Annotated in this window: 13 protein-coding genes; all 13 read left to right on the forward strand. The window is 52.9% G+C overall.

The features are described from left to right. The 13 genes from flgB (at position 1) to ACXJJX_RS06955 (ending at position 12,852) form a co-directional block, all read left to right on the forward strand. The gene (gene flgB, locus ACXJJX_RS06895) at positions 1–414 is read left to right on the forward strand and encodes a flagellar basal body rod protein FlgB (protein ID WP_456433501.1); all 414 of its coding nucleotides are present in this window, start codon (positions 1–3) and stop codon (positions 412–414) included. After that, the gene (gene flgC, locus ACXJJX_RS06900) at positions 411–833 is read left to right on the forward strand and encodes a flagellar basal body rod protein FlgC (protein WP_456433503.1); all 423 of its coding nucleotides are present in this window, start codon (positions 411–413) and stop codon (positions 831–833) included. The genes flgB and flgC overlap by 4 nt, the downstream gene beginning before the upstream one ends. Before the next feature lie 11 nt (positions 834–844). Further along, positions 845–1,141: a flagellar hook-basal body complex protein FliE gene (fliE, locus tag ACXJJX_RS06905; protein WP_456433505.1), complete on the forward strand. Its 297-nt coding sequence runs from the start codon at positions 845–847 to the stop codon at positions 1,139–1,141. An 18-nt stretch (positions 1,142–1,159) separates the two neighbouring features. Beyond that, on the forward strand, positions 1,160–2,785 hold the full coding sequence (gene fliF / locus ACXJJX_RS06910; RefSeq protein ID WP_456433507.1) for a flagellar basal-body MS-ring/collar protein FliF: 1,626 nt from the start codon (positions 1,160–1,162) through the stop codon (positions 2,783–2,785). 18 nt (positions 2,786–2,803) lie between these two features. After that, positions 2,804–3,820: a flagellar motor switch protein FliG gene (fliG, locus tag ACXJJX_RS06915; protein WP_456433509.1), complete on the forward strand. Its 1,017-nt coding sequence runs from the start codon at positions 2,804–2,806 to the stop codon at positions 3,818–3,820. Position 3,821: 1 nt separating this feature from the next. Beyond that, positions 3,822–4,634: a FliH/SctL family protein gene (locus ACXJJX_RS06920; RefSeq protein ID WP_456433583.1), complete on the forward strand. Its 813-nt coding sequence runs from the start codon at positions 3,822–3,824 to the stop codon at positions 4,632–4,634. Further along, positions 4,612–5,928 (forward strand): flagellar protein export ATPase FliI, encoded by a 1,317-nt coding sequence (fliI, locus tag ACXJJX_RS06925; protein WP_456433511.1) that lies wholly within the window; start codon positions 4,612–4,614, stop codon positions 5,926–5,928. The genes ACXJJX_RS06920 and fliI overlap by 23 nt, the downstream gene beginning before the upstream one ends. After that, positions 5,925–6,371, forward strand: coding sequence for a flagellar export protein FliJ (gene fliJ / locus ACXJJX_RS06930; RefSeq protein ID WP_456433513.1), 447 nt, complete (start codon positions 5,925–5,927; stop codon positions 6,369–6,371). The genes fliI and fliJ overlap by 4 nt, the downstream gene beginning before the upstream one ends. After that, a complete protein-coding gene (locus tag ACXJJX_RS06935) occupies positions 6,358–6,915 on the forward strand; it encodes a MotE family protein (protein WP_456433515.1) in 558 nt (185 codons plus the stop codon). Before fliJ ends, ACXJJX_RS06935 begins: the two co-directional genes overlap by 14 nt. Before the next feature lie 146 nt (positions 6,916–7,061). Next, positions 7,062–8,516, forward strand: a complete 1,455-nt coding sequence (locus ACXJJX_RS06940) for a flagellar hook-length control protein FliK (protein ID WP_456433517.1) — start codon at positions 7,062–7,064, stop codon at positions 8,514–8,516. A 9-nt stretch (positions 8,517–8,525) separates the two neighbouring features. Continuing rightward, positions 8,526–9,224, forward strand: coding sequence for a flagellar hook assembly protein FlgD (locus tag ACXJJX_RS06945; protein ID WP_456433519.1), 699 nt, complete (start codon positions 8,526–8,528; stop codon positions 9,222–9,224). Continuing rightward, positions 9,221–10,618: a flagellar hook protein FlgE gene (locus tag ACXJJX_RS06950; protein ID WP_456433521.1), complete on the forward strand. Its 1,398-nt coding sequence runs from the start codon at positions 9,221–9,223 to the stop codon at positions 10,616–10,618. The genes ACXJJX_RS06945 and ACXJJX_RS06950 overlap by 4 nt, the downstream gene beginning before the upstream one ends. A gap of 29 nt (positions 10,619–10,647) precedes the next feature. Then, on the forward strand, positions 10,648–12,852 hold the full coding sequence (locus ACXJJX_RS06955; protein WP_456433523.1) for a flagellar hook protein FlgE: 2,205 nt from the start codon (positions 10,648–10,650) through the stop codon (positions 12,850–12,852). The last annotated feature ends 54 nt before the right edge of the window (positions 12,853–12,906 follow it).

The raw sequence follows: 12,906 nt of genomic DNA on the forward strand, positions 1-12,906 counted from the left end.
ATGAAGGGAATCTTTGGCTGGACCATCAATCTGATCGAAAAATCACTTGATGTTCGACTTAAAAAGCACGACGTTATTGCCGCCAATCTGGCCAATATCGAAACCCCGGCCTATCGCCGCAAGGATCTTCCTTTTGAAAAGGCCCTTGAGGTGGCCCTAGGGAAATATCCTCCTCTGGCCAGAACTAATTCCCGACATCTGCCCTCAGCCTCCGTCTCGTCCGATCCCTTTTTGGCCCTTGAGGAAGACGAATATCTTCCCCCTGATCGGGGGACTCCTAATAACGTCGATCTTGATGAGGAGATGGCCAAATTAATGAGGAACCATCTCCTCTATCAATCTACAATCCAGTCTCTTATCAAGGAATTTGAGCTTTTAAGACAGGCCATTACCGAAGGAGGTAAGAACCCATGAAGCTTCTTGATGCCCTTAAACTAGCGGCCGATGGTCTGGCGGCCCAGAGAGTCCGCCTAAATATTGCCTCAATGAACCTGGCAAACGCCAACACCACCAGGACCCTTGAGGGAGGGCCCTATCGAGCCAAAAGCGTAGTCTTTGTGGCCAGCCCCCTTAAGGATTTTGCCTCCACCTTGGAAGAAGCCTTAGAGACGGTCAAGGTGGCCAGGATCGTCGATGACCCCAGTCCTTTTAAGGAGGTCTATGATCCTGGACATCCAGATGCCGACGAAAGAGGGATCGTTCTTTATCCCAACGTCAATGTCATGGAGCAGATGATCGATCTGCTTACGGCCTCCAGGGCCTATGAGGCCAACCTTACGGCCATCTCTATCACCAAATCCATGGCCATGAAGGCCCTGGATATTGCTCGCTAAAGGAGGACGTCATGGAGGTCAAGGCCGCCTCTTTAGGGGCTAATAGCCCTCAAGATACCTCAAAAAAACTGACTCCAGTGGTCACCGGGGCCGAGTTTGCCGGACTTATCAAGAACTATCTTTCCTCGGTCAATAAGGTCCAGCTTGAGGCCGAGGCCAAGGTCTCTGGTCTGGCCTCGGGTAAAGACCCTGATATCCTCGGGACTATGATCAGCCTGACCAAGGCCGAACTTAAATTCCGGCTTCTCCTTCAGACCAGAAATAAGGTTCTTTCAGCCTATGAGGAGATCATGAGGATGCAACTATAGTGGTTTAAAGGGGTTGAGATGGCAAACTTAGATCCCAAACAGGCCTTTGAACAGCTGAAGAATCTATACCAGTCCTTGGATCGACGGCAGAAGCTCCTGGGAGCTGCCCTTCTCTTGGTGACCATCGGAGGGCTGGTGGCCTTGATTTTTCTTAATACCCAGCCGGAGTATCGGGTCCTCTACAAGGGCCTCACCCAGGAGGACGCGGCCGAGATTGTCTCTTGGCTTCAGAAAGAGAAGGTCCCTTATCGGTTAGTGGATGGAGGGGCGACCATAAAGGTTCCGGCTGATCGGGTCTATGAGGTCAGGTTGGCCCTGGCCCGCTCTGGTCTTCCTCGAGGAGGAGGCCCTGGATTTGAACTCTTCGATCGAACCAGCCTGGGGACGACGGAATTCGTCCAGCATCTTAATTATCAACGGGCCCTTCAGGGAGAGCTTGCCCGGACGATCTCCGAGCTTGAGGCCGTAGAGGAGGCCCGGGTTCATCTGGCCACCCCTAAGGAGAGCCTCTTTATCGAGGAGCAAAAGGAACCCACAGCAGCGGTAGTTCTCAAACTCAAGCGAGGGGCTAGCCTTAGCCGTCAGGAAGTCAAGGGCATAGTTCACCTCGTCTCCCATGCTGTTCCCGGTCTTAAACCTGAGAACATCACTGTGGTTGATTCCAGCGGCAAGGTTCTCTACCAAGCCGAGGACCCTCAAGAACAGCTCACCCAGAAACAAGTTGCCTATCAGAAGACCCTGGAAAACTATTATCGCCAGAAGATCGAAACCATGCTTGCGGAAGTTCTGGGGCCGGGGAGGGCCATTGCCCGGGTCGCGGTAGATCTTGACTTTGACAAAGAAGTCTTCAGTGAAGAGGCCTTTGATCCTGATGCGGCGGCCATCAGGAGTGAACAGTTGACCAATGAGCTCAAGACGGCCAAGGAGGAGGGAGGAGTTCCGGGAGTAAAGGGGGCCCTTGATAAAAAAATCGAGGGCAACCTGGGGGCAGCCTCTCAAGGGATTCAATATCAGAAGTCAACGGCCATCAAAAATTACGAAATTAGTCGGGTGAGCCGACATCGGGAGGCTACCCCCGGAAGGATCAAACGCCTTTCTGTGGCCGTCCTCATTGATGGTACTTATCAGGAGGTGACAGCCGAGGATGGTAAGGGCAAGATCAAGAAATATGTTCCCCGAAGCCCGGAAGAGATGGCCCAGTTTGAAAAGATTGTCAAGGGTGCTATCGGCTATGATCCTGATCGGGGTGACCGGGTAGAGGTAGTTAACGTTCCTTTCAGCATGGAGGAGGAAAGGGCCCTGCCCCCATTGTGGCTTGATGTGGCCCACAGGCTGGCTAAGCCCTTTCTCAATCTGGTCCTTATCGTTCTTTTCTTTGTCATCGTGGTCAGGCCGCTTCTTAAAAGTTTCTTGCGGCGGGTGGAGCCCGAGCCAGTGCCTGCCGAAGGCCCCCAGGCCATAGAGGGCGAGGCTCCAGAAGAGATCGAGACCGAGGAGCCGGCTGCCCTTCCTCGGGATCTGGCCATAAGCATTGTCCACAGCCAGCCTGAAAGGGCGGCCATTTTGGTGCGTAAGTGGTTGGCCGAAGAGATGGCCGAGGAGGGTCAGGAAAAAGCTCAGCAGAAGGCTCAGCAGAAGGCCTGATGTTAAAGGAGGCAAAATATGCCCATCAAACTTGACCCTAACAATCTTACTGGGCCTCAGAAGGCAGCCATCTTTTTGATTACCATGGGAGAGGAATTTACTGCCGAGGTCTATAAATATCTCTCCGAGGAGGAGATAAAACGTATCGGTGTAGAAATGGCCAAGCTGGACTATATCCCGGCCGAGATCGTCCGTAAGGTCTTAGAAGAGGCCAACATAGAGTCCAGGGAACTTTTGGCGGACATTACTGTCCCCACCGATGAATTTCTGGAAGAAAGTCTCCTTAAGGCCTACGGTGAGAAGGGCAAGGAGATATTTGAGGAGATCCGGCAGGAGCTTGGTCCTAAGGTCTTTGAGAAACTGCGCAAGCTCGATCCGAAGACCATCGCCAGCTTCCTTAAAAACGAACATCCTCAAACTATTGCCATCATCCTTGTCCATTTGGATCCAGACAAAGCGGCTGCCGTGCTTGATCTTCTGCCCGAGCAAGTTCGCTCCGATGTCTTTCTCCGAATCGCCCTTCTGGATAAGGTGGATCCAGAAATCATTGAGGAGATAAATCAGGCCCTTGAAGAGGAATTGGCCCAGATGGGAGGCACTTTTAGTCGCAAGCTTGGCGGTGTAGAGAAGGCCGCCGAGATCCTGAACAATGTCGGCCGAGAGTTAGAGGAAAAGATCATCGAATCCATCGAGGAATCCAACCCCCAGTTAGCCGAAGAGATCAAGAAACACATGTTTACCTTCGAGGACTTTCTCAAAGTGGACGATGCGGCCATTATGTCCATTCTCAAGGAGATATCCACCGACGATCTCAAACTGGCCCTGAAGACTGCCCCCGAAGAGCTCAAAGAGAAATTCTTCCGCAACATGAGCGAACGGGCTGCCCAGATGCTCAAGGAAGATCTCGAGATCATGGGGCCGGTGAGGCTTCGGGATGTGGAGCAGGCCCAACAGGCCATTATCAAGGTAGCCAAACGGCTGGAGGCCGAAGGAAAGATTATCCTTGGGGGCCGTGGGGAGGATGTCTTTGTCTAGGGTGATCAAGGGCCGCCACGAGATAGAGGTAACCCCTATAGAGCTTCCGGAGACCGAGGCAGAGACTTTTGCCTCGCTGGTAGCCTTGGTTAAAGAGCCGGCCCAGAAGGATTTACCACAAAGGCCGAAGGAGACCTCTCAGATTCAAGAAGAGCCTTCTCCAGAGCCTTCTTCCTCTAGGCCGGGTCCAGAGCCTCCTAAAGAGGAAAAAAGAGAGCCTGAGCCTGACATTGAGGAGATAATCAATCAAAGGGTGATCGAACGGCTGGCCGAACGTCTGGCTCAGGTAGAGCAAGACGCCTATGAGAAAGGTTTTGCCCAGGGGGAAAAAGACGGTCGGGAACTTGGCTTAAGGCAGTATGAGTCTGTGGCTAAACGGCTGGAGGCCCTTCTTAAGGCCCTTGAGCGGGAACGAGAGGCCCTTTTGGAGAAATACCAAAAGGAACTGGTAGCCTTGGTCAAGGCTGTGGCTGAACGGATCATCTTCCGCGAGGTAGAACAGCACCCAGAGGTCATATTTACCTGCCTTAAAGAGGCCTTGGCCTTGGCCGTGGAGAAGGCCAAGGTGATCATCAGGGTCAATCCCCAAGATCTCGAACTCCTTGACAAAGCTTCGGAGGAAGTCTCGGTAGATCTGGCCCGTTTTGAAAAGGTGGATTTCCGTCCTGATCCGGGGATAAGTCGGGGAGGGTGTCTCCTGGAGACCGACTTTGGCCTCATTGATGCCACCTTAGAACATCGGCGGGACGAACTCTTTAAAGCCATTGATCAGGCCCTGGAGGAGGATGGGGATGGATCTCAATCGTCTTCTTGAGACTGTAAAATCAGCCCCCATAATTTCTTCCTGTGGCCGGGTGACCAGGGTGGTGGGCATGCTTATAGAAGGTGAGGGCCCTGGGATCGCCATAGGTGGCCACTGCCAGATCGAGGTTAAAGGGGCCCAGCCGGTTTTGGCCCAGGTGGTGGGTTTCAGAGGCAATCGAATCCTCCTCATGCCCTTGGGGGAGATGGAAGGGATTAAGCCTGGCGGAAGGATTTACCTCCGGGAGGATGTGGGGGTTCCGGTAGGGGAGGATCTCCTGGGACGGGTCCTTGATGCCCTGGGAAATCCCCTTGATGGCGGTCGCCTCCCTCGGTTCACTAACCGTTACTCCCTCTACAACCGGGCCCTTAATCCCCTTAAACGGGCTCGGATCACTCAGCCTCTTGATGTTGGCATTAGGGCCATAAACGGTCTCCTTACCTTGGGCAAAGGGCAGAGGGTGGCCATTATGGCCGGATCCGGGGTGGGTAAAAGCACCCTTTTGGGGATGATCGCTCGCTATACCTCGGCCGACGTCAACGTTATCGCCCTCATCGGTGAGCGAGGGCGAGAGGTGAGGGAGTTCCTGGAAAAAGAACTTGGCGAAGAAGGGCTGGCCCGTTCGGTGGTGGTGGTGGCCACATCTGACCAAGCACCACTTCTGCGGCTCCGAGGAGCCTATCTGGCCACAGCCATTGCCGAATATTTCCGGGATCAGGGAAAAGACGTCCTCCTGATGATGGATTCCGTAACCAGGTTCTGTATGGCTGGTCGGGAGGTGGGGTTAGCGGTAGGGGAGCCTCCTACCTCTCGGGGCTATACTCCCTCTGTCTTCGCCCAGTTACCAAAGCTACTTGAGCGGGCCGGCAACAAAGAGGGTTCAGGAAGCATTACCGGAATTTACACCGTCTTGGTGGATGGAGATGACTTTAACGAGCCAGTGGCCGATGCTGTGCGTTCCATCGTCGATGGCCACATCGTCCTTTCTCGAGAACTGGCCAACCAAGGCCACTGGCCGGCTATTGATGTTTTGGCAAGTATCAGTCGGGTGATGCACGATATTGTCAAGAAGGATCACTGGGAGGCCAGGGGGCGCCTAGTCCAGGTGCTTTCCACCTATCGGCGGGTGGAGGATTTGATCAACATTGGGGCCTATGCCCGGGGGAGCAATCCCGAGATCGATTACGCCATAAAGATGATTGGGCCCATCAACCAATATCTCCGCCAAGGTATCCTAGAGAAGGCCGATTTTGCTGAGAGCCTCGAAAGGCTTAAAGGCCTGATGTTTGGAGTCAAGAAGAGATGAGGTTTCGTTTTCGTTTTGAGACCCTTCTGCGCCTCCGTCGGCAGGAGGAAGAGATGATCCGCAATGAGCTGGCCCGGGCCATGGTTGATTGGGAAAGACTCACCGAGGAGATCACTGCCGCCAGGATCAAGCTTCAGGAGGAGATGAAAGGTCTTGCCGGTTCTGTTCTTACCGCCGCAGAGATGGCCGATATCGGGTTTGACCTGGAGTCCTCTTTCAATCAGATAGAGATCCTCGAAGGACAACGTCAGGAACTTGCCCACCGAATCGAACAGATTCGCCAAAGACTCATTGAGGCTAGCAAACGGCGCAAGATCCTGGAACGTCTTCGGGAGAAGGATTTCTCGGCCTTCCGTCGGGAACTTGAGGCCCAATGGCAAAAGGAGATAGACGAGCTAGTGATACTTAGGCACGGTCGGGAGGAACATCATGAGAGGCTATAAACAGCTTATTCTCGTCCTGGCCATCCTCAAGGCTCTTGTGGCCTTGGCCTTGGGCTATCTCTATTGGGCCGGATATCTTCATTTCTCCTTCTCCGGGCCGGATCAAGCCCTGGCCGAAGGCCAGCCCTCGGCCCCGATGCCTCCAGGGCTTGAATGCAATCAGCAGGTCTTTGAGGATCTTCGACTTAAACGCCTCCAGATTGAAGAAAAACAGAAAGCACTAGGGCTTCGTGAAAAAGAGCTGAAACTCCTTAAAGATCAGGTGGAAAAAAGGCTGGCTGCTCTTACAGAGCTTGAGCAGGAAATAGACCAGAAATTAAACGAACTTAAGGTCATCAAGGATGAACGCTTCCGGCTTCTGGTTAAGATTTACAGCAACATGAAGCCCAAAAAGGCCGCCCCCCTTCTTTCTAAACTTGATGTCAACACCCTTACCAAGCTCTTTCAGGCCATGCCGACGGATCAGGTCAGCAAGATTTTAGCGGCCATGGATCCTGAGGTGGCGGCTCAGGTCTCGGCCAGACTTTCCGGCCAAGAAGAATAGGCGGCAAAACTTTCCCTCTGGCCCCGGCACGTTTTACCAAACCAGCAATGCTCCCTTTCCCCTAACTCGGTTTTTCCGGGGCCTTCACTCCTTGGCATACCCCCTGCATAGGACCTAATCGATATCTTCTCGATCAAGGAGTCTCTATGGGCCAGATAAACAATCTAGTCCTCAATCTCCTTTTTAAAGGCGGAGAGCAGTCAGCAAATCTTCCCAAAGGGCAAGAAAGCCTTGTCGGCGATTTCCTGGCCCTTTTCCTGGGGATGATTCAGGGGGAAAGGCTTGATCTTAAAAAACTTCCAGATGAGCTCAAGTTTCAGGAGCTTAACCCTCAGGAGATAACCCTCTTATTAAAAGGCCTTGAATCCTTAAAAGGGCTTTCCGAAACCGACAAGGAAACTCTGGTGCTGGGAGAACTGGAGGCCAAACTCAAAGAAGATCTTCCGGAAGATCCTAAAGGGAAGGAAATTTTGGCCCTTTTAGTCAGCTTTGGGATTCTGACTCCCAGGGAGGAGATTCCCAGGCCAGAAGGCCTTGAGGGCCAGCCTAGTGCTTCCCGATTAATGGTGACAGAGGCCCAGGTCTCCCAGAGGGATTTGCTTTCTATGGTTGAAAAGGCAAATCTTCAAGGGCCTTCTACTGACAGACAAGAGATTCTTAACTCAGGCTCCCCTGCCGAAGGCGCCGAAGAGATTCTTAAGGACCTTTTTACGGAAGAGGTTCCTAAGGGTCAAAGTGTTGGGAAAGGATCCCTTAAAGATCCCAAAAGCCATTCTGATCGTTTCCTCCATCCTCAAGAGACCTCTTTTAAGCCCATTGTTGTTGATGAAGTCCGGCTTAAAAGACCGGTCCTTCCCACGGACGACCCCCAGTTGGCCGAAGGGCATAAAAGATCTTCTGGTGAGATCCGAGCGACCCCTGAAGGAGTGTCCAGGGAGTCGGTAAACACCCGTCTGGTCAGGGAGGAGTCAGCCAGAGATCTCTTCCAGACCAAAGAGATCCTTAAGGATTCGAAGATTCAGGAGATATCACCTGGGCCTAAGGAGACGGAGGGCTTCAAGAACGCAGATATCAGATCCCATTTTAAAGGACCGGATATTCAGTCGGGGCAGGTAACCCCGGCTGAGCCCCGACACGAAAGGGTTTCTCATGAAGGACAGCCTATAAGGGTTTCGCCCCAGGAGTTCGTCGAGACGGTTGAGCAGATCATTGTGCGGGGTCCCCGAAGTGGTCCTCAGAGGGTGACCTTACACATCCATCCTCCTGACCTGGGGCGTGTTGAGCTTGAGGTTCGCTACCATCGGGGCCAGGTGGAAACCTTGTTTCGGGTAGAGAACCACCAGGTCAAAGAGATTGTCCAGGCAGGGCTTCCCCGCCTTGAACAGGCCTTAGAATCTCAAGGGATCAAGCTCATCCAGTCCCAGGTAGACGTTGGTGCCTATAGCTTCGGCGGTGGCCAGCAGGAGGCCTTTGAGAGACGTGGTGGTCCTGGCAAGCAGGGCTCTGGGGGCTCTAGGGGACGTTTGAGCCCTGAGGTAGAGAGCCCTCAACCCCGGCCCCTAAAATCACCAGCCCAAGGAATTGTTGATGTCTTGGTTTAGGAGGTAGCAATGGAGATAACAAAGACGGCTGCCTTAAACAGCGTTTCTCAGACGACTAATAATCAACCGGAAAGGGTCCCCAAAAAGGTCCTTGATAGGGATGATTTCATGATGCTCTTCATCACCCAACTCCAGTATCAGGACCCGATGAACCCGATCCAAAACAACGAGATGGCCCAGCAATTGGCCCTTTTCAACCAAGTTGATCAGCTTTTTGGTCTTAACCAGAAATTTGAGGAACTGGTTTCCCTGGAGAAGACCCGTTCTGATCTTGGCTTGGTATCTCTTCTGGGGCAGACGGTGACAGCCTGGGCCTCTTCTGTCTTGGTGGAAGAGGGCAAGCCCCTGGGAGGAGAGATCATCCTTGAGGAACCGGCTACTTCGGTAAAGTTAAGACTTCTTGACTCCGAAGGCAGACTGGTCCGCTCCCTTGACCTGGGAGCCCTTCCGGCAGGAGAGCACGAGCTTTCCTGGGACGGCCTTGATGATCATGGCAATCCGGTGGCCGATGGGGCCTATCAGATCCGGGTGACGGCCCTTGATGCCACAGGGGAACCTGTTGAGGCCAAGACTAAGACCACCGGTCGGATCACTTCGGTCTCCCTGAGCGAAGACGGACAGAGCCTGGGGTTCAACGGTCTGGAGACCAAGGAGATCAAAGACATCATTTCAGTCATTAAAAATAGAGGCCTGGAGGATAGCCTATGAGTCTTTTTTCCTCCATCTATCTCGGAAAATCAGGGGTCTTTGGTAGTAGCCGGAAGATGACCGTCATTGGAGACAATGTGTCCAACCTTGAAAGTACGGGTTTTAGGGGAAGTAGGGCCTCCTTCCAGGATGTCTTTCTCTCGGCAACCCAGCAAACTTCTCCCCTTGATGGCCGAGGCCTGGGGGTAAATACCGCCGACATCCAGATTCTTTTCAATCAAGGGGCCATCAGGGTGACCGATGCCCCTACAGATCTAGCCATCTTGGGGGAAGGATTCTTTATGGTTAGCAATGGGGAGGAGGTCTTTTATACCAGAGATGGCCACTTTCGTCTGGATGAAGATCCAGACACGGGGCTTGTCCGCTTGATCAACGCCTATGATATGGTCCTTCAGGGCTGGAGTGCCGATGAAGATCCAGAGACTAACGACGTCCACGACATAACCATTCCGCGCCGGATTCTGGGGCAGGAGACCAGCAAAATCACCCTTTATGCCAATCTGGACTCTCGAGCTCCCCTAGAGGAAATCAACGACCCCATAATTGATCACTGGGACGGCACCCAGGAGGAGCCCCTTTCGGCGGGACTCTACGACTTTGTCTACAATATGCAGATCGTAGATCCTCTTGGTGATTGGCATGATCTGGCCATCTACTTTGACCGCACTGATAGTAACAACACCTATGAGTATCTCATCACCATTGATCCCAACGAAGACTGGCGCAATACCTCTGGGCCCCAGCCTGGTTCCGGACTACTCATGTATGGAGAGCTTTCCTTCAATAATTCTGGACAACTGGTCTCTATGACTGGCTATCGGATCACTGATCTTTCGGGTACCAGGGAAGAAGTTACCCCCAATGAGGATGGCCTTCTCAGCTTTTTGGTCAACTTTACCGGCACTCCCCAAGAGATCGCCTTTGATATGGGTATTTTCTATGATGCCCAGGGCGAGTCTTGGGAGGCAGCTGCGGTGAGGACGACCCAATACGCTACCGCCTCGGCCGTCATTTACGGGGAACAAAACGGCTACGGGGTAGGATTCCTGGATACAGTCTCTATTGCTGATGATGGGACCATTTCCGCCACCTACACCAATGGCCAGATAGAGACTGTCGGTCGGGTGGCCTTGGCCGACTTTGCCTCTCTGGATATCCTCAGCCGGGTGGGCGGGAACCTCTTTCGGGCTCCCACTGATTATGAACCAACCATCTTTCCCCCGGGGAAGGACTACCCTGGAAGCATTCAGTCTGGGGCCCTGGAAAACTCCAATGTTGATCTGGCTACTGAGATGATCGAACTCATCAGTGCTCAGCGGGCCTTTCAGACCAATATCAGGGTGATTACCACGGCCAGCGATATGTTGGAAGAATTCATCCAGTCCAAGAGATAATGACGATAATTCAAATATAGGAGGGCAATATGGGACTGACTGATTCCCTGTTTTCTGGAATAAGCGGCCTTAGAACTATGGGGCATGCCATGAGTGTCTTGGGAGACAACGTTTCTAATCTCAACACTACGGCCTTTAAGGGGAGCCGGATCAGCTTCCAAGATATCATGGCCCAAAGTATCAACACTGCCTCGGGCTCTGGTCAGCTTGGCCGGGGGACAACCATCAATGACCTCTCTCCGGTCTTTAATCAGGGCTCCTTTGAGACTACTTCCAGTCCCACAGATCTGGCCATTGCTGGAAATGGCTTCTTTATGGTCAAAGAACCGGGGACCGACAACAACGTCTTCTATACCCGGGCCGGCCAGTTTCGGGTAGATCGGGAAGGTTATCTGATTAATCCGGCGGGCTATATCGTCCAGGGGTGGCGGATAGATGAAGACACCAACGACATTACCGGGGCCATCACCGATATCCAGATCGCTCGGAGCTCACCTCCAGTGGAGACTTCTTTGGTCGAGGTCATCACTAATCTTGATGCCCGGGAAGAGCTGGATACAGTTACGGTCGAACTGGAGGGAGACATCACTACCGGTTCGGGGACGGCCAGCCAGAGTACCACCTTCGTGGTCCGGGACATAAGCGGTAATGACTACAGGATCTATGTCTCCCTTTACTACGATGCCGACAACCAGCTTTGGGACTACGAGATTCGGCTAAATGACTCTTCGGGCAGGGTTTTGGCCAGCGGTCAGGACACCACCTCTACCCAGGCGAGCTTCACTCTGCCGGATACCGCGGAGACCATTGTCGTTGATTGGTCCGGAGTTCTTCACACCTCTGATACGGATTCGCTTTCTGCTCCGGGAAGGACAGGGCTGATCACCCTTGCGGGGACCATCAGTGCTAACACCTCGGCCTCAACGGTGATCACGGTTACGGATTCCTCTGGTGATAATCATCAGATCAGCGTAACCATAAGGGGTTCAGGAAGTACTTGGGCCTATACCATCGCCGAGGTTACCTCGGGGACAACCATTGTTCTCGCTAGCGCCGTCACGGTTGCTGAGACCAGTGCCTACTTTTTCCTTAATGGTACGGATCAAAGGCTGAATATCGACTGGTCTAATCTGAATATAACCACCACTCCTGGAGACAATACTATTGATTCTGTAAATACCTATAGACTGACGGAGGTCTCCACCCTTTATGATGCCTGGAACGCTGAAAACGAAAGCCCACTGTCTTCGGCTGATTATACCTATCGAACCACGATGACCATCTATGACTCTTTAGGTACACCTCATGAAATCACTATTTACTATGACACGACCACCAGGGAAAATGTCTATGAATTCCTGGTGACCTGCGATCCGGAGGAGGATCAAAGGGATTTTACCAGCGATACCACTGATCCCTATCCCATCTACGAACAGGATCCCCAAAGCGGCATGGAGAAGATCGTCCAGTCGGCCGAGACCCATCTCAAGCGCAAGAAGGGGATCCTTATGTATGGAAGGCTTGAGTTTGACAACCAGGGCAATGTTAAGAAGTTTTATGAGACCTATCGGGTCAACCCCTCAACGGGAGAGCTTGTTCGGATCGTAGATGAAAATGGCTCTCCGGTCTCTGACCCCGATGATGGTTTCAGTGCTCTGGGAAGCAATGGTTATCCGCTTTTTTTGGCCGACTTTTTAGGGATAGAGCTTGATCTTTCGGACGCTGGAGCCCTTGAAGAGGCTCAGGCTGATATTCAGGATATCGAGCTCAATATGGGCTACTATTATCGGGATTCCTGGCGTTCGGAATCCGTGCGTACCACCCAGTACGCTACCAGTTTTTCGACTATCTTCTACGACCAGGACGGCTTTGGTCCCGGCTTCCTGGAGACCCTTTCGGTTGACAATGACGGGGTAATCACCGGTCATTACTCCAACGGGAGGATTATCCCCTTGGCCAAGGTAGCCCTAGCCAACTTCAATGCCCCCGAGGGGCTAGCCAAAGTGGGCGGGAATCTATATCGGGAAACCACGGCCTCGGGGCCCCCGATTACCGGTGAACCTCGAACCAATGGTCTGGGGTCCATCGCTCCCAACAGCCTGGAGCAGTCAAACGTCGACCTAGGAGAACAGTTCGTCAAGATGATTACTACCCAGCGTGGATTCCAGGCCGATGCCCGGGTGATCACTACCACTGACCAGATGCTCGAAGAATTAATAAACGTCAAGAGATAGGCCTTGTCGGGGGGGATTATCCCTCCCCGACAAGGTGTCAAAGCTTTGACCGGT

The organism is Thermosulfuriphilus sp., assembly GCF_054026695.1.